The sequence below is a fragment of the Nitrobacter sp. Nb-311A genome, assembly GCF_000152905.1.
In the GTDB taxonomy this organism is placed as follows: Bacteria; Pseudomonadota; Alphaproteobacteria; order Rhizobiales; family Xanthobacteraceae; genus Nitrobacter.
Map to the genome: position 1 here is coordinate 16,108 of NZ_AAMY01000002.1, position 15,705 is coordinate 31,812.

Annotated in this window: 17 protein-coding genes, 1 tRNA gene and 1 pseudogene; 10 read left to right on the forward strand and 9 right to left on the reverse strand. The window is 60.7% G+C overall.

The annotated features are described in order from the left end of the window. Positions 1-7: 7 nt before the first annotated feature. Both NB311A_RS00085 and NB311A_RS21480 read right to left on the reverse strand, forming a co-directional pair. Positions 8-541 carry a hypothetical protein gene (locus tag NB311A_RS00085; protein ID WP_009796337.1) on the reverse strand — a complete coding sequence of 178 codons (534 nt, stop codon included), beginning with the start codon at positions 539-541 and terminating at the stop codon, positions 8-10. A gap of 173 nt (positions 542-714) precedes the next feature. Beyond that, the gene (locus tag NB311A_RS21480) at positions 715-969 is read right to left on the reverse strand and encodes a hypothetical protein (protein WP_131522858.1); all 255 of its coding nucleotides are present in this window, start codon (positions 967-969) and stop codon (positions 715-717) included. A gap of 110 nt (positions 970-1,079) precedes the next feature. Between NB311A_RS21480 and NB311A_RS00090 the strand changes: the two genes are divergently transcribed. From NB311A_RS00090 to NB311A_RS00120, 7 genes and pseudogenes are all read left to right on the forward strand, one after another. Then, the gene (locus NB311A_RS00090; RefSeq protein ID WP_009796338.1) at positions 1,080-1,463 is read left to right on the forward strand and encodes an AtpZ/AtpI family protein; all 384 of its coding nucleotides are present in this window, start codon (positions 1,080-1,082) and stop codon (positions 1,461-1,463) included. 68 nt (positions 1,464-1,531) lie between these two features. Then, entirely contained in the window at positions 1,532-2,275 is a 744-nt protein-coding gene (locus tag NB311A_RS00095) for a F0F1 ATP synthase subunit A (protein ID WP_009796339.1), read from the forward strand. 57 nt (positions 2,276-2,332) lie between these two features. Then, entirely contained in the window at positions 2,333-2,560 is a 228-nt protein-coding gene (locus NB311A_RS00100) for a F0F1 ATP synthase subunit C (protein ID WP_009796340.1), read from the forward strand. A 61-nt stretch (positions 2,561-2,621) separates the two neighbouring features. Beyond that, positions 2,622-3,179: a F0F1 ATP synthase subunit B' gene (locus NB311A_RS00105; RefSeq protein ID WP_009796341.1), complete on the forward strand. Its 558-nt coding sequence runs from the start codon at positions 2,622-2,624 to the stop codon at positions 3,177-3,179. Between the two features lie 7 nt (positions 3,180-3,186). Further along, complete coding sequence (locus tag NB311A_RS00110; protein WP_009796342.1) at positions 3,187-3,672, forward strand: F0F1 ATP synthase subunit B; 486 nt, start codon at positions 3,187-3,189, stop codon at positions 3,670-3,672. Between the two features lie 343 nt (positions 3,673-4,015). Continuing rightward, positions 4,016-4,498, forward strand: a pseudogene (locus tag NB311A_RS00115) (DUF992 domain-containing protein). A 167-nt stretch (positions 4,499-4,665) separates the two neighbouring features. After that, entirely contained in the window at positions 4,666-6,741 is a 2,076-nt protein-coding gene (locus NB311A_RS00120) for an elongation factor G (RefSeq protein WP_040673692.1), read from the forward strand. A 278-nt stretch (positions 6,742-7,019) separates the two neighbouring features. Here NB311A_RS00120 and NB311A_RS00125 read toward each other — a convergent pair whose 3' ends face one another. Both NB311A_RS00125 and NB311A_RS00130 read right to left on the reverse strand, forming a co-directional pair. Then, positions 7,020-7,445: a PadR family transcriptional regulator gene (locus NB311A_RS00125; RefSeq protein WP_009796346.1), complete on the reverse strand. Its 426-nt coding sequence runs from the start codon at positions 7,443-7,445 to the stop codon at positions 7,020-7,022. Positions 7,446-7,696: 251 nt separating this feature from the next. Continuing rightward, positions 7,697-7,885, reverse strand: a complete 189-nt coding sequence (locus tag NB311A_RS00130) for a hypothetical protein (RefSeq protein WP_009796347.1) — start codon at positions 7,883-7,885, stop codon at positions 7,697-7,699. A 335-nt stretch (positions 7,886-8,220) separates the two neighbouring features. On the opposite strand from NB311A_RS00130, the gene NB311A_RS21655 reads away from it, so the two are divergent. Further along, positions 8,221-8,382 carry a hypothetical protein gene (locus tag NB311A_RS21655; RefSeq protein ID WP_009796348.1) on the forward strand — a complete coding sequence of 54 codons (162 nt, stop codon included), beginning with the start codon at positions 8,221-8,223 and terminating at the stop codon, positions 8,380-8,382. Positions 8,383-9,024: 642 nt separating this feature from the next. Further along, a tRNA-Val gene (locus NB311A_RS00140) sits at positions 9,025-9,099 on the forward strand. A 51-nt stretch (positions 9,100-9,150) separates the two neighbouring features. On the opposite strand, the gene NB311A_RS00145 is transcribed toward NB311A_RS00140, so the two are convergent. The 3 genes from NB311A_RS00145 to NB311A_RS00155 form a co-directional block, all read right to left on the reverse strand. Further along, positions 9,151-9,408, reverse strand: coding sequence for a hypothetical protein (locus NB311A_RS00145; protein ID WP_009796350.1), 258 nt, complete (start codon positions 9,406-9,408; stop codon positions 9,151-9,153). 77 nt (positions 9,409-9,485) lie between these two features. After that, positions 9,486-10,160, reverse strand: coding sequence for a metallophosphoesterase (locus NB311A_RS00150; protein WP_009796351.1), 675 nt, complete (start codon positions 10,158-10,160; stop codon positions 9,486-9,488). Positions 10,161-10,239: 79 nt separating this feature from the next. After that, positions 10,240-11,784 (reverse strand): acetolactate synthase large subunit, encoded by a 1,545-nt coding sequence (locus tag NB311A_RS00155; RefSeq protein WP_009796352.1) that lies wholly within the window; start codon positions 11,782-11,784, stop codon positions 10,240-10,242. Positions 11,785-12,011: 227 nt separating this feature from the next. On the opposite strand from NB311A_RS00155, the gene NB311A_RS00160 reads away from it, so the two are divergent. Continuing rightward, positions 12,012-12,575 (forward strand): L,D-transpeptidase, encoded by a 564-nt coding sequence (locus NB311A_RS00160; RefSeq protein WP_009796353.1) that lies wholly within the window; start codon positions 12,012-12,014, stop codon positions 12,573-12,575. A gap of 214 nt (positions 12,576-12,789) precedes the next feature. On the opposite strand, the gene NB311A_RS00165 is transcribed toward NB311A_RS00160, so the two are convergent. After that, positions 12,790-13,965 carry an isovaleryl-CoA dehydrogenase gene (locus NB311A_RS00165; RefSeq protein WP_083780348.1) on the reverse strand — a complete coding sequence of 392 codons (1,176 nt, stop codon included), beginning with the start codon at positions 13,963-13,965 and terminating at the stop codon, positions 12,790-12,792. Between the two features lie 114 nt (positions 13,966-14,079). Next, the gene (locus NB311A_RS00170) at positions 14,080-15,561 is read right to left on the reverse strand and encodes a PAS domain-containing methyl-accepting chemotaxis protein (protein WP_040673694.1); all 1,482 of its coding nucleotides are present in this window, start codon (positions 15,559-15,561) and stop codon (positions 14,080-14,082) included. Positions 15,562-15,705: the final 144 nt, after the last annotated feature.

Genomic DNA, 15,705 nt, shown 5'->3' on the forward strand with positions numbered 1-15,705 from the left:
ATCCGGATCATATTCCCGAGGTATCGCGCTGGACCCGCCCCGCAATCTCGATTAGCCGCCGCCATGCGCGCTCGACAAATGACATCAAGCGGTCGAGATCGCGATCATTCGGCAATGGAATCTGGATGCTGTTGCGGTTGGCATCGGCGGATTTTCGTCCATCAGCCTTTGGCGCAGCCGGCCCGGGCTCACCGGACCCCGGCGCCTGTTGTTTGAGCGAATCCTTTTGAGTATTGCCGGCCGGCTCGCGCGCAGCGAGTTGCGCCTTCAATTTTTCGTTCTCCGCCAGCAACCGGCCGATTTCCTTATCCAGCGCGGCATGCTCTTCAGGCAATGCGTAGCAGGCCCAACCCGAGCCCTTGTCCTCGCAATGGGAAACAACGCCGGTACGCGTGTCCAGCCTGACAAAGCCGCCGCTCATCGGCACGAGCGTAAAGCGCCCTTTTTCCGACTCCTGCGCAAGCACCGGCACAGCCAGGCAAAAGAGCAGCGTGGTGATTGCGAAAATCCGCAACAGTCCGAGCGATGTCGCCGCGTACATGCTCTGCTCCGTCGAGACCGAATCCGCTTCATCCGAGCGGGCGCTCCGTAACTTCGACCTATAGCGTCCACCATCCGATTTCAACGCGTCGGCTCTATTCGATACGCGTCCACCTCTCAACCACCCTGTCGCCGCGACAGCAGGCGAAAAACAAGATTGTGCTATTGATCACATCAACTTACACGATCGCGGACGATGCGCTGTTCCCGTCGCTTCAAGGCGTCCGGGCCTGAAATACAAGATTGGCAGCACCGCGTCAGACGACCTTCGGAGTATCCCCTCCGAACCACCAGCTTTTTGTGTTGCGGACGGCCAGCGACGCTAAACATCCCCGCCCCTTCGTGAAGACCGCTTTCGCAGCGCGGCAACTCGGCGCAGCTGTTTTGATTTTCCAAAATAAAGCCAGCGAGTTCAATGATGTAGTCCATCACGGCACAATCTTGACTTGACCTTTGGCCGTCAGTATGGTCCGCGCGGCTTCTGAGGGTAACGGGCGTTATTTCCTTAAGATCGCGGCGTTGTGTCGGGTGTCGAGAGCATGGCTGACGGCACGGACAAAAACAGCAGCGGGCACGGAGATCGCGAGCATTCGGCTCCTGACGAAGCTGCGCTTTCCGAACGGCTCGGAAATCTCAATCAGCGGCTGTCCGAACGTCAAGGACACCGCAAGAACGAGACTGACCAATCCGGTGATGGAAGCGGGAACGGAGCTGCCAGAGCCTCGGCGATGGCGCGTGGTTTCCGCCTCTCCTCCGAATTGATCGCGGGTGTCGTTGTCGGAGCGGTGATCGGCTGGGGATTTGACCGCTTGCTGTCGACCTCACCCTGGGGGCTGATCGTGTTTTTCCTGCTTGGCTTCGCGGCTGGCGTGATCAACGTGATGCGGTCGGCGGGCGTGATTCCCGAGCAGACAGACCGATGACGCATAGCCGTCGGGACGACTGAGTTGCTTGAACGCCGGCTCGCCGGCAGACCGAGAGTTGCACGCGGATGATGGACCCGATCCACCAGTTCAACATCGAGCCAATCTTCACGATTGGCCATATCGGCGGTCAGGAAATCGCCTTCACCAATTCCTCCGCCTACATGCTGCTCGCCGTGGCCCTGACGTCGCTTTTGATGCTGGGCACCGGGCGCAAGCTCGTGCCCGGGCGCATGCAATCGATCGCCGAGATCAGCTACGAATTCGTCGCCGACACCATACGCACCACCGCCGGCAAGGACGGCATGAAGTTCTTCCCCTTCGTGTTCTCGATCTTCATGCTGGTGACCGTCTCCAATCTGGTTGGCATCATCCCCTACACTTTCACGATCTCAAGCCACATCATCGTCACCGCCGCGCTGGCATTCCTCGTCTTCTTCACGGTGCTGATCTACGGCTTTTACAAAAACGGTCTGAAATTCTTCAAACTGTTCGTGCCGTCCGGCATTCCGGTGGTGATCCTGCCGCTGGTGGTGGCGATCGAGGTGATCTCGTTCCTGTCGCGGCCGGTCTCACACAGCGTGCGTCTGTTCGCCAACATGCTGGCCGGCCACATCACGCTGAAAGTGTTCGCGAGCTTCGTCACGATGCTGGGCGCCATGGGAATCGTCGGCGTTTTCGGCGCCGCGTTGCCGCTGGCGCTGGTGGTGGCGCTCACCGCGCTTGAACTGCTGGTCGCATTCCTTCAAGCCTACGTTTTCACGATCCTCACCTGCATCTACATCAACGATGCGATTCATCCCGGTCACTAAGGACCGGTTCCACATCTTTCACAATCACTCTCACAAGCCTCAGCAAGGAGTTGTTTCATGGATCCGATTGCCGCGAAGTACATTGGCGCTGGTATTGCCTGCATCGGCATGGGTGGCGCCGGCGCCGGCGTGGGTATCATCTTCGGCAACTATCTCGCCGCGGCGGTACGCAATCCCTCGGCCGCTCAGGGTCAGTTCGGCAACCTGATCTTCGGCTTCGCGGTGACGGAAGCGCTCGGCATCTTTTCGCTGCTGATCGCCCTGCTATTGCTGTTCGCACTTTAAGATCACTGACCGGCTGACGGGACCTGGAAACAAGTCTCGATCAACCGCAGAGGAGAAGCCCGTGGCTGAAAGTCATGGCAACGCACAGGGCGCGACGGCCCACACCGAAGCCGACGGCGGCCACAAGGCCCCGTTCCCGCCGTTCCAGAAGGACACCTTCGCGTCCCAGCTGGTATCGCTGACGATCGCGTTCGTTGCGCTCTATCTGATCTCATCGCGATTGGCCTTGCCGCGCGTCCGCAAAACCATCGATGACCGCCAGGACACGATCGATGGCGACCTCGCACAGGCGCAAAAGCTGAAGGACGAATCCGACAGCGCATTGAAAGCTTACGAGGCCGAACTTGCAGCCGCGCGGACGCGGGCGCAGGCGATCGGCAACGAGACCCGCGAGAAGCTGAACGCGGCGGCAGATGCCGAACGCAAGGCGCTCGAGGAACGTTTGTCCGTCAAGCTCGCCGACGCCGAGAAGACCATCGCCTCAACGCGCGCGGCGGCGATGAGTAATGTCCGCGGCATCGCAAGCGATGCCGCAACGGCGATCGTGCAACAACTGACCGGCGCAACGCCCGACTCCAAACTCGTCGACGTCGCCGTCGAATCCTTGATGAAGGGATGACGAGACCATGTTTGCCGAACCGGAAACCTGGGTTGCCATAGCCTTCCTGATCCTGATGGGCGTCTTCGCCTATGTGGGAGTACATCGCACCGTGCTGTCGGCGCTTGATCGCCGCAGCGCGCGCATCAAGGGCGAACTCGACGACGCGCGCCGCCTGAAGGATGACGCAGCAAAACTGCTTGCCGACTACAAAGCCCGCCATGCGAGCGCCGAGCGCGAGGCGCAGGACATTATCGCCTCGGCCAAAGCCGAAGCCGAGCGCATCGCGGCCGAAGCAAAGGCCAAGATGGAGGATTTCGTCGCGCGTCGCACTAAGAGTGCGGAAGGCAAGATCGCCTCGGCAGAAGCCCAGGCCATCGCGGATGTCCGCGCGGCCGCCGCCGACGCCGCTGTCGCTGCCGCCTCCTCGATCCTGTCAAAGTCGGTGAAGGGCCAGCTTGCCGACGAGCTGCTCGCCAACGGCGTCAGCGAAGTGCGCGCCAAACTCAACTAGAGCATGATCCCGATCCGAAGGGCCGCGCCAGCGCAAAGTGGAAACCAGTTTTCGGAAAAGATCGTGCTCAAACAAAAAGATAAGCGACAAGTCTGATTCAACGCAGTTGAAACAGACTCTCTAGAGTCTTTCACCGCTTCACGGAAACGGTAAAAAGACTCTGGCTTTTTGATTTGACGCGTTTTCTCCACGCGAACCGGATTCCACTTCGCTCGAAAACGCTATAGGTCATCATGACCACGAGGCGCGCATCCGGTGGGTGGCAAGCGGCGATAAAATGCATCCGTTGTGACGAGCCAAAGGGACCGCCCCTCCACTCCTAAATTTGATCCGGAGTTTTGCCATGCGCGGTTTTCCAGTTCTGGCCCTTGTGGCGGCGGCGCTGATCGCCTCGTTCGCGGGCGCTGATGCGCAGCAGCCCGCGCAACGCGTCAAGGTCGGCGTTCTCGAATGCCGCGGCGGAGCGAGCGTCGGGTTTGTCGTCGGCTCCGTCACCCACCTTGGCTGCGTGTTTCATGTTAACGGCCTGCCGGACGACCGCTATGTGGCCACGATCCGCAAGGTTGGCGTCGATCTCGGCATCACCCAGGAATCGGCGCTGGCCTAGGGAGTTTACGCGCCGGTGGCGCGGCTGGGACCTGGCGATCTATCGGGCGACTATGCGGGCGCACAAGGCAGCGCTTCGGTCGGCGTTGGTCTTGGCGGCAACGTTCTGATCGGCGGCTCCGCCAATTCGATCGCCCTGCAACCGCTCAGCATACAGGGTCAGGTCGGCCTTAACGTGGCGGCGGGTCTCGCTGCGCTTGAGTTGCGTCCGGGCCGCTAACAGGCTTCGCCGAGTCCGTCGTTCTCCCGGCTGCCCCGGCTAGCCGGTTCACCTGACCATCGGCGCGGCCGTCCGACGCGTTTTCCTGCTTGCCAAATTCCGCCCGCGGGAGGAGCATTGCGATCGCCGACCCAATCATGGGCCGACTTCCAGACCAGGAGGCGGCAATGGGACAAGACCTCAGAAGTCCCCAACGGGTTCCTCAAGGCACTCACGCGTCGGGTCCGCGGTGCATTGCGCTGGTGGGCCCGTTCCAGAGCGGTAAAACCACACTTCTCGAAGCCATCCTTGCCCGAACGGGCGCAATTCCCAAAGCAGGCAGCGTCGATCAAGGAACAAGCGTCGGCGACGCCAGCGCCGAAGCCCGCCAGCACAAAATGGGAGTCGGACTCACTCCGGCCACCACCTGCTTCATGGGCGAAACCTATACTTTTATCGATTGTCCGGGTTCGGTCGAATTCGCCCACGACATGCGTGCGACGATGCCCGCGGTCGATGCGGCGGTGGTCGTGTGCGAGGCGGACGAGCGCAAGCTGCCGCAGTTGCAGATCATCCTGCGTGAGCTGGAAGACTTGAACATTCCCCGGTTTCTGTTCCTCAACAAGATCGACAAGGCGAACAAAGGCGTTCGCGAAACCCTGGCAGCGTTGCAGGCGGCGTCGCGAACTCCGCTGGTGCTGCGCCAGATTCCGATCTGGAACGGCGATTTGATCGCTGGATTTGTAGATCTCGCGCTGGAGCGCGCCTTTATCTACCACGAACATACGGCCTCCGAAATTGTCCAACTGGACGGCGGCGATCTCGACCGCGAGAAGGAAGCGCGGTTCTCGATGTTGGAAAAACTCGCCGATCACGACGACGTGCTGATGGAGCAACTGCTGGAGGATATCGCGCCGCCGCGGGATGCGGTGTTCGACGATCTCGCTCGTGAACTGCGCGAAGGCCAGATTTGTCCCGTATTGCTCGGCTCGGCTGCGCGCGAGAACGGCGTGTTGCGGTTGATGAAGGCGCTACGCCACGAAGCGCCCGACATCGGCGGGACCGCGAAGCGCATGGGCGTGGCCGGGAGCAAAGAGGCGTTGGCCTTCGTGTTCAAGACCGTCCACCTTCAGCACGGCGGCAAGCTGTCGCTGGCGCGGGTGCTGACCGGGCGTTTCGACGATGGCGCCACGGTGCAGGCATCCTCGGGCGAAGCAGGAAAGATCTCCGGCATTCTCGCAGCCTCCGGTGCGCAGGAGACGAAGCGCGCCTCGGCGGGCGCCGGTGAGGTGGTGGCGCTGGGCAAGCTCGAGGCCGTCAAGACGGGCGATACTTTGACGACCGCGAGAATCGCAGCGCCCTCGCTGGCCAGCATCGCGCCGGCCCCGCCCGTGCTTGCGATGGCGCTTTCCGCCGGCGACCGTAAGGACGACGTCAAGCTCGGACAGGCTCTGTCCAAACTCAACGAGGAAGACCCCTCGCTCGCCGTCGTTCACAATGCGCAGACACACGACACCGTGCTGTGGGGACAAGGCGAGATGCATCTACGCGTTGCGCTGGAGCGGCTGCACGATCGCTTCGGCGTCAATGTGGAGTCGCATCCGCCCGCGATCGGCTATCAGGAAACGATCCGCAAGCCCGTCAGCCAGCGCGGACGCCATAAGAAGCAATCCGGAGGGCATGGCCAGTTCGGCGACGTGGTGCTGGAGATTCAACCTCTCTCGCGTGGCGCGGGCTTCGTCTTTGTTGACAAGATCGTCGGCGGCGCGGTGCCGCGCAATCACATCGGCGCGGTCGAGGATGGCGTGGTGGACGGACTCGCGCGCGGTCCCCTCGGATTTCCGGTGACCGACGTGCAGGTCACGCTGATCGACGGATCCTACCACAGCGTCGACTCCTCGGATCAGGCGTTCCGCACCGCCGCCCGCATCGGGGTGACCGAGGCATTGCCGAAGTGCCAGCCCGCGCTGCTGGAGCCGATTGATGTGGTTGAAATCGTTTGCCCGAGTGACGCGACAGCGAAGGTCAACGCTATCCTGTCGGCGCGGCGCGGCCAGATTCTCGGTTTCGACAGTCGCGAGGGTTGGACAGGCTGGGACTGCGTACGGGTGACGATGCCGGAAGCCGAGATCGGCGATCTCATCATCGAGCTGCGGTCGGCGACAGCGGGAGCGGGCAGTTTCACCAGGCAGTTCGATCGCATGGCCGAAGTCACCGGCCGCGCCGCCGACCAAGTCATCGCCGCACGTCGCGTGGCGGCTTAGAGCATGATCCCGTGGAAGCCGGTTTTCGGAACTAATTTCCAAAGCATGGTCCGATCAACTTGATCGGATCATGCTTTGGAATCTTCCACCTGGAATCTTCCACCGCCTCACCGAAACGGCGAGAGCGAGCCGGATTCCTTCCTCGGGCCAAGCCGCGAGGATATGCAACAGGCGCAACAGGCTGACGTCGTTGTGTTCCAAGGGCCGCGGTCAGGATCCCACCAACCGTTCACTTCAGCGAGGCCGAGGCCGCCGGCCTGCGTTCGTTCCCCGCGAGGCTACTTCCTCGGCATGGCCGCACGGGCAAGGACATCCAGCAGTCCCTCCGTAGCATCCGCGTCGGCCTCTTTCTGCCTTTCCGCAAAGCCAAGAGCCTGCCGCCAGCGGGTGACACGTTCGCCGAGAGCCTTCAACCGATTAAGAACGGCGTCGGCGCGATCGCGATGCTGCTCGAGATAGGCGCGACCTTCGTCGGTGATGGTGAAAAGCCGCGGAGGATCAACAGATGCGGTCAGACAATGCTCCTCCACAAGATTGGCCAACATCGGATGCACGACGTTGGGACTGGGTAAAAACCAGTCAGCCGTCATTTTCTCGACCGTTTGGATGACGTCGTAGCCGTGACGGGGCGCCTCGGAAATGAGTGAGAGCGCAACGAGACGCAGATCGTCTTCGGCCACACCCTTTGATGATGGAGCCGTCATTTCTCTATTCTCCGTGAAGATATCTTTGCTCGAAAGAAACCCATATTATGCTGTAACGCAAGACATATTTCCTCGGCTGTCCGGACTGCCCGGTCGCGTTTCGTGCTGGTTCCGACACCCCCGGCTATTGAGCCGCAAGCGGATGCGGAAGGCTCCAGGAGAACGTCGGACGTGAAACCGGCGGCGGCAATACCGGCGATGACGGGCGGTTGTTCCGGCCGCAAGGCCGTCATGAGGTCAGGGTCTCGCTCTCATCCCGGCCGACAGTCTTCATCCACCTGCTTGACGTGGAGACCAGGCGGCAAAACTTGACCGCCCTGCTCGTCCGCGACGGGAATATCCGAAATGAGACCCGCCTGCAGAGCTTTCTTCCAGGCGTCCAGTTCCGTCGCCGCTGATTCGCCGATGCGTCTGTCGTGATCGAACAGTGCGTAAAGCATGGCATCCCTCCTGACGATTCAATTTGCCGACAGCCGGAAAGATAGGTCGTTTCCCTCACCGATGAAGGGGCACCCTTCCCAACGCCGGATGTCTGCTGGTGCGCAGCTTCCGGATGCGTCGCGGGAGACCAGCGAACGGATTCACGACCTGCAACGATAGCCGGATCAAAGCGGCGGCGCCTGACGCTGAACGACCGATTATCGCGCGCTCTGGAAGGCCGGAACCAGAAAGAACTGTGTTAATCATGTCACAGCCGAATCATCCAACATGAGCCATCCTTGCCGCGTATGGCTGCAAACAAGGTAACGGCAGTACACAGGGCCGGATAACCTCCATGGCTCGCCTCAAGCCATTCTTGAAAGAGAATGGCTTTTTTCTTGATCTCCCTGAGACCACCGGGACCACCCACCTCACGGCGTCATCCGGCGAAAGGCGGCCTGAAGACCGGATGTCGGCCAGGCATCAGCGCGCAAAACTCGCCGGCGCGTTGGCATGAAACAGGCGTGACAACCTCACTTCGGCGTCTGCAGCCCTGACGAATTCGCCCACCGATCGATATGGGCCGCTATGTCCGATAGGCGGCGTTTCCTCAACGCCTCATCCCCTCGCGCGTTCTGAGAAAGTTCGTCGGCCGCCTTGTGGACACCTGCGGCGAACTCGGCCAAACGATCTTTCAATGACTTTGGCTGAGTGGAACCACGTTGCACCCTCATGGCTTGCTCCCTGTTTAGGAGGAGCGCGAGCAGCGCTCTCCCGAGCCCTGTTAGAAGCCGCAACCCTCGTAATGATGAGCGAGAGTATGCGCTTCCCCATGTCGGAAAGCGAGTCAGATATGCACCATGAGCCCGGAACGATTAAAAACCCTGCGCGATCGATACTAGGAATTTAGTCAATAGCGGGATCATCGTGTTGTGCCGATTCAATCGCGGTTTTGATCGGCCGAGGAGAGTGCGCTCCCCTCACCAACACATCTTACCAGGCCAAGGTGCAATGAACGTCGTCACATCCGTCAATTATGGACGTGTCCTGACGCGGACCGCAGGTGCAAGTCCGCTTGACACCCCGGCCCTGCATTTCCTAAATCGCGGCTTCGTCGCCAAGCTGGGGCCCACACCGCTTCACGGCAGATGACGATCCCGGGCGCATAGCTCAGCGGGAGAGCGTTCCCTTCACACGGGAGAGGTCCAAGGTTCGATCCCTTGTGCGCCCACCATTTTCTGGATCCGGCGGCGGGGCGCGCGCCATCACGGTCCTCCGCGATCCCTCACAGCAATTTTGTCCGTGCGAACAATGCCCGCAACGCATCGGTCGCCTTGCGGCTCAGCATCGCGTTGCCGGCGGCGGCTTCGAGCGCGGCGCACGCATCCTCGTGCAGCGCGCGAAACTCCACCCACTCGGCGGTGCTCAGGCGGTTGATGAAGTCGTAGGCCTGTCCCACCGTGGCGATGGCGACGGACTCGCCGTTCAGCGTGATGCGGAACGTCGCCTGCAGTTTCGTGACCGAGTCCGAGACCTTGTCCATTGTCACACGAAGACCTGCGCCGCGCGCAGCCGTCAAGATAAACCGTCAGGCTATCCCACGAAAGAAGCCGGTCGTCGTCACTGGATCCCTTGAGTCGGGCCATGAACGACGATGAAATCGACCGGTCCCCCTGGCAATGCATCGTCGAACACCCCGGTCACGAGGCGGCCGGTTCGCCATGCCCTCGTATCGAGATTGGTCCGACCTCTGTACAGTTCCGGTCCCTCGGCAAACGAGTTGTGTCCATGCACGACATGACGGCCTTCAAAGCCCGCAATATCCGCCTTGGGATAGCGTTTCCAAAGCAATGTGGTTTCGGACTGGGCATTGCACGCGATGCCGCGATCGAGTCCTGCGTGAACATAAATCCGGTGAGCGTCGGTATGTATGAGAGGTAGAGTCTCAAGCCAGGCAATGTCCGCTTCGGGAATGCCAAGGAGATTACCGCCATAAGATTCCACGACTGCATCGCCGCCGCGCTCCAGCCAATGCGTTATTGTCGCTGGATCGTGCCGCGCCGAAACCATCATCGCATCGTGATTGCCCTTGAGCGGAACGAAGGTCCAGCGCGGCGGCATTCCGCGCCGCAAGCGGGCGATGATCTTGCTGCTGTCCGGTCCCTTGCCGACATAATCGCCGAGCATGATGAGCGTACCGCCGTTGCCGGCGGCATGAACATGAACCTCGTGCAAGGCTTCACTCAATAGATCGAAGCGGCCGTGGATGTCGGGAATGACATAGGTCAGGCTCATTGAGGCTCGCGCGCCCTGGACGCCACCTTGCCGTGCTCGGCGCATCGGCCATTGCTCACGCCTGCATTCCGCACCGTCGTCACATCTGTACTTCGATCAGGCGCGGCCCCTTTTCGGCCATCGCCTCAGCAAGCGCCTTGCTGAACTCATCGGCCGTGGTCACGGCGCGGCCCTGCACGCCCATGCCTCTGCCAAGCGCCATCCAGTCGAGCGCGGGACGGTCGAGACTCAACATGTCCATGGCCTTCCTGCCGGGCTCGCCGGCGCCAACGCCGTCGAATTCGCCTCGCAGAATCTGATAGATGCGATTGGAAAAAACGATGGTAACGACATCGAGGCCTTCGCGGGCCTGCGTCCATAGCGATTGAAGCGTATACATCGCACTGCCGTCGCCGACCAAGCAGACCACTTTGCGGTCGGGACAGGCGACCGCAGCGCCGATCGCCACCGGCGTCGAAAATCCGATCGAACCGCCCATGTTCTGCAGCCAATCATGCGGCGCGGCGAAGGCTGTCGGCGGAAAGAGTCCACGGCCCGTTGTGATCGCCTCGTCGACGACGATGGCATTTTCCGGAATCGCCATCGCAATCGCCTGCGCGATGGCCGTGTGATTGAGCGGCCCCTTCGGCCATCCAATTTCGATTGGCTTCTGCGGTTTCGCATCCCGCAGTCCGGCACCGACAGCACTCGCCAGTGCTTCCAGCGCAGCTATGGAATTTTCGCCCTTCGCCGTCATGCGATACACGTCGCAGCCTTCCGGCTTCAAGAAACTCGGCTTGTCCGGATAAGCGAAGAAACCGACGGGATCGTTGGCTTCCACCAGGATGATGTTCCTGAAGGGCTTCAGAACGTCCAGTGCCTGTCCGACCGGATAGGGAATGCGATCGACGTAAAGGCGGCCGCGGCCGCGCGCGATGCGCGCGCTGAAGGTCTCGCCCATCACCTTGCAGCCTGTCTTGCCGACGATGCCGGCGGCAAACGCCAATCCCCTTTCAGTCAGCCCGCTACCGGCGAGTAGAAGCAGAGTCTCGCCGCGGCCGCGCAGGATCTTCGCCGCGCTATCGATCGCTTCCGGCGAATAATCCGGACGCTGCAACGTCTGGGTGACTTCGGCAACGCCATCGGCATCGCCCCATGCGGCGTCGGCGGGCAGGATCAGCGTTGCGACCTGCGGCGGCGAGCTCTTGGCCGCGGCGACGGCCGCGGCACCATCTCGAGCGACCGATCTTGAATCCGGCGAGGTGCGGACCCAGGCCGACATCGGGCGGGCCAGCCCCTCGATATCCGAGGTCAGCGGAGCGTCACATTCGATATGGTGGAGGGCGTGCTGGCCGACGATATTGACGATGCCTGAACTGGCTTTCCTGGCGTTGTGAAGGTTGGCGAGGCCATTGGCGAGGCCTGGACCGAGATGAAGCAGCGTACAAGCCGGCGCGCCCTTCATACGGAAATAGCCGTCTGCAGCACCGGTCACCACGCCTTCGAACAGCCCGAGCACGCAGCGCATTCCCTCCACCCGGTCCAGCGCCGCGACAAAATGCATCTCTGACGTGCCAGGATTGGCGAAGCAAATGTCCACGCCGCTTTTGATCAGCGTCCGGACCAGACTTTCAGCGCCGTTCATCCTTGCGCTCCGCTTTTCAATTTTCGGTGACCCGAGATCGACATTGCGCGGCGTCCTCACCCGGGGCTTGCACCGTGACCGCCGGCGGACCCGCATAAAGCAGGAATCAGCTGATGCTTTCTCCGCAACGCCAGCGGGAAAGAAGTATCCCCCGCATGGCGAGCGACTTGCGAAATCGGGCGAATTATGGCCTGTCTCACAATGAAATCGATTGATGCGAGGAAATAATGACGCGCATTTTGGCCCTTTTGATTGCCATCGCCTTTGGTTTCAATGTGAAGTCCGCTTCCGCCCAGTATGTCGATACGGGCGACTTCATGAATTTCGGCTCCGGTTTTACATCCGCAAGTCCGATCCCGCGACAGCTTGTCTATTTCCCGAGCCGGTACGCGCCGGGCACCATTGTCATAAGGACCGGCGAACGAAGGCTCTATCTCGTCCTCCCCCAAGGCCAGGCGCTGAGATACGGTATCGGCGTCGGACGCGATGGCTTCCGCTGGAGCGGCGTCCACCGAATCAGCGCCAAGAAGGAATGGCCGAGTTGGACGCCGCCCTCGCAGATGCTGCGCCGGCGTCCAGATCTCCCGCGCTTCATGAAAGGCGGTCTCGAAAACCCGCTCGGCGCGCGCGCAATGTATCTTGGCTCGACGCTCTATCGGATTCATGGGTCCAACGAGCCGGAGACGATCGGTCGGGCGGTATCCTCGGGCTGTTTCCGCATGACTAACGAGGACGTGGTGGACCTTTATAACCGCGTATCGGTCGGCACGAAGGTCGTCGTCACGAACTAGATCATGGTCCCGAAGAGTGGAAACCGGTTTTCGGATCATGCTCAAACAACAAGACAAGCGACGAGTCTGATTCAACGCAGTTGAAACAGGCTCTAACCGTTTTCAAGCCAAACACATTCTCGGGCCTGACCGGAGGATGTAATCCGGCTTTCGTGAAGAAACGCGTGAGATCAAAATCTGAGCGTCCCGCTTCTGATTCCATCAAAGCGGCGCTTTAGACGCTCTTCTCGAACAGCTCGCGACCGATCAGCATACGGCGGATTTCGCTGGTGCCGGCGCCGATTTCATAGAGCTTGGCGTCGCGCAGCAGGCGGCCGGCCGGATAATCGTTGATATAACCATTTCCGCCCAGCAGCTGGATCGCGTCCAGCGCGCATTGCGTCGCCTTCTCCGCGGAGTAAAGAATCGCACCTGCTGCGTCCTCGCGCGTGATCTCGCCGCGATCGCACGCCTTCGCCACCGCATAGACATAGGCGCGGCACGCATTCATGGTGACATACATATCGGCGACCTTGGCCTGCACGAGCTGAAAGCTGCCGATCGGCTGCCCGAACTGCTTGCGCTCATGCACGTACGGCATCACGATATCCATGCAAGCCTGCATGATGCCGAGCGGGCCGGCAGCGAGCACGGCGCGCTCGTAATCGAGACCGGACATCAGCACGCTGACGCCATGGCCAGCGTCTCCGAGCACGTTATCCTCGGGCACCTCGCAATCCTCGAACACCAGTTCACAGGTGTCGGAGCCGCGCATGCCGAGCTTGTCGAGCTTCTGCGCGGTTGAAAATCCTTTCATGCCTTTCTCGACGATAAAGGCGGTGATGCCGCGTGCGCCCGCCGCGGTGTCGGTCTTGGCGTAGACCACGAGCGTTTCCGCGATCGTCCCGTTGGTGATCCACATCTTGCTGCCGTTGAGAACGTAGCGGTCGCCCTTCTTGTCCGCGCGAGTCGTCATCGAGACCACGTCAGAACCGGCGCCCGGCTCGGACATCGCCAGCGCGCCGACGTTCTCGCCGGAAATCAGCTTCGGCAGATACTTGCGCTTCTGCGCTTCGCTACCGTTGCGGCGCAACTGATTGATGCAGAGATTGGAGTGAGCGCCATAGGACAATCCGACCGAAGCCGAACCGCGCGAGATTTCCTCCATCGCAATGCAGTGCTCGAGGTAACCGAGGCCGGCGCCACCGTAATCCTCCTCGACCGTAATCCCATGAAGACCGAGCGCGCCGAGCCTCGGCCAGAGATCGCGTGGAAAATGGTTGGAGCTGTCGATCTCGGCGGCACGAGGCGCGATCTCGTTTGCAGAAAAATCTCGGACCATCTCGCGGATTGCATCGGCGGTTTCGCCGAGATGAAAATTGAAAGCATCAGGGCTATTGGCAATGGTCACCGCGAAATCTCCCGCAGGCGCGACCGGAGACCGATCGCGTTTTATCCCCGAAGCAATCATGCCATGGCGAGATAACGGAGAGAAGTGGTGGCGCAACGGCCTCAATACCAGCGCTTACGCCAGCGCGCGCGATGCCTCCTTGACTTTGCGGGTTGCAGCGTCGACGGACTGCGTGACGCCGGCTATCTCACTCATGTTTGCCGTGATATCGGCAACGCCCCTGGCCGCAACCTGCATATTGGATGAGATGCTTTGCGTCACGGACGCCTGCTCCTCGACCGACGCAGCGATGGCCGCAGATATTTCGTTGATCCGCGATATGGTCTGGGTGATGGCCTCGATGACCCCCACCGCACTGCCGGTGGTATCTTGAACTTCGGCAACCTGACCGCTGATTTCCTCGGTGGCCTTGGCGGTTTGTGATGCCAGGCTCTTCACTTCCGAAGCAACCACCGCAAAACCACGACCGGCCTCGCCTGCGCGGGCCGCCTCGATCGTGGCGTTGAGCGCGAGCAGATTGGTCTGTTCGGCGATGGTGTTGATAAGCTTCACGACGTCGCCGATTTTCTGCGCGGCCGTCGCAAGTCCGGCAACGATTGCGCCGGTCTCGTTCGCCTGCGTGACCGCCTGCTGGGAGATAGCGAGCGCGTCCGCTGCCTGCCGACTGATCTCGCCGACCGACGCCGCGAGTTCCTCAGCACCGGCCGCAACAGCCTGCATGTTGGCGGAAGCTTGCGTGGAAGCATCGGCGGCTGAGCTAACGCGCTCCGACGTCGCGGCAACGGATTCGGTGATCTGACCGAGGTCCGCATCGATGGATTTCTGCAGACTGATACGACGCATGCGGTCTTCGACTTGGGCCGTCACATCGGTGGCGAACTTGACCACCTTCATGAGAGACCCGTCCGCATCCCGGATCGGGTTGTAGGATGCCTGGATCCAGACCGGCCGGTTATCTTTGCCGATCCGCTTATACTCGGCGGCCTGATATTCCCCGCGCCGGAGCATTTCCCAGAATGTCTGGTAAGCCGCGCTGTCACGCTCCTCCGGCTCGACGAAGATGCGGTGATGGCGGCCCTGGATCTCGTCCAGACGGTAACCGACCGTCTTAAGGAAATTATCGTTGGCGGTAATGATACTACCGTCGGGCCTGAATTCGATCACGGCCTGCGACTTATGGATCGCCTTCAACTGACCTTCATGATCGGCATTGCGCAGCTTCTGTATCGTGACGTCGGTCGCGAACTTGACCACCTTGTAAGGCTTGCCGCGCGCGTTTATCAGAGGATTGTAGGTAGCCTGGATCCAGACTGGTCGCCCGCCCTTGGCGATTCGCTTGAACTCTTGCGCATGATATTCGCCGCGGCGCAACGAATCCCAGAATTCGCGATATTCAGCATTGTCACGACGTTCCTTCTCGACGAACAAGCTGTGATGCTTGCCGCGGATTTCATCGAGCGTGTATCCCATCGTGTTGAGAAAGTTCATATTCGCGGTGATGATGGTCCCCTCGAGAGTGAACTCGATGACGGCCTGAGACCTGTTCAGCGCGTCGAGTTTCGCGTTCGCATCGCGAGATGCCGATAGAAAGCTCATGATTATCATTCCCCAATACCCGCGAATACAATCTATGCGAGTAGTTAATCTTCTTTTACGACAAACAGGAGAGGGAAAAATTTTGGCTTGCGGAGCGGGCAAAGCCGAAATTGTGACTTCATGCAAAGCCGCCGAAATCGTCGA

Excerpts from the sequence above, each read along its gene's own strand:
- NB311A_RS00130 (WP_009796347.1), bottom strand. The coding sequence starts at position 7,885 with ATGCTTTACGCACTGTTCGATCACGACAGACGCATCGGCGAATCAGCG.
- NB311A_RS00160 (WP_009796353.1), top strand. The coding sequence starts at position 12,012 with ATGACGCGCATTTTGGCCCTTTTGATTGCCATCGCCTTTGGTTTCAAT.
- NB311A_RS00145 (WP_009796350.1), bottom strand. The coding sequence starts at position 9,408 with ATGGACAAGGTCTCGGACTCGGTCACGAAACTGCAGGCGACGTTCCGC.
- NB311A_RS00125 (WP_009796346.1), bottom strand. The coding sequence starts at position 7,445 with ATGACGGCTCCATCATCAAAGGGTGTGGCCGAAGACGATCTGCGTCTC.
- NB311A_RS00095 (WP_009796339.1), top strand. The coding sequence starts at position 1,532 with ATGATGGACCCGATCCACCAGTTCAACATCGAGCCAATCTTCACGATT.
- NB311A_RS00090 (WP_009796338.1), top strand. The coding sequence starts at position 1,080 with ATGGCTGACGGCACGGACAAAAACAGCAGCGGGCACGGAGATCGCGAG.
- NB311A_RS00100 (WP_009796340.1), top strand. The coding sequence starts at position 2,333 with ATGGATCCGATTGCCGCGAAGTACATTGGCGCTGGTATTGCCTGCATC.
- NB311A_RS00150 (WP_009796351.1), bottom strand. The coding sequence starts at position 10,160 with ATGAGCCTGACCTATGTCATTCCCGACATCCACGGCCGCTTCGATCTA.
- NB311A_RS21480 (WP_131522858.1), bottom strand. The coding sequence starts at position 969 with ATGGACTACATCATTGAACTCGCTGGCTTTATTTTGGAAAATCAAAAC.
- NB311A_RS00085 (WP_009796337.1), bottom strand. The coding sequence starts at position 541 with ATGTACGCGGCGACATCGCTCGGACTGTTGCGGATTTTCGCAATCACC.
- NB311A_RS00120 (WP_040673692.1), top strand. The coding sequence starts at position 4,666 with ATGGGACAAGACCTCAGAAGTCCCCAACGGGTTCCTCAAGGCACTCAC.
- NB311A_RS00110 (WP_009796342.1), top strand. The coding sequence starts at position 3,187 with ATGTTTGCCGAACCGGAAACCTGGGTTGCCATAGCCTTCCTGATCCTG.
- NB311A_RS00155 (WP_009796352.1), bottom strand. The coding sequence starts at position 11,784 with ATGAACGGCGCTGAAAGTCTGGTCCGGACGCTGATCAAAAGCGGCGTG.
- NB311A_RS00170 (WP_040673694.1), bottom strand. The coding sequence starts at position 15,561 with ATGAGCTTTCTATCGGCATCTCGCGATGCGAACGCGAAACTCGACGCG.
- NB311A_RS21655 (WP_009796348.1), top strand. The coding sequence starts at position 8,221 with ATGGCTCGCCTCAAGCCATTCTTGAAAGAGAATGGCTTTTTTCTTGAT.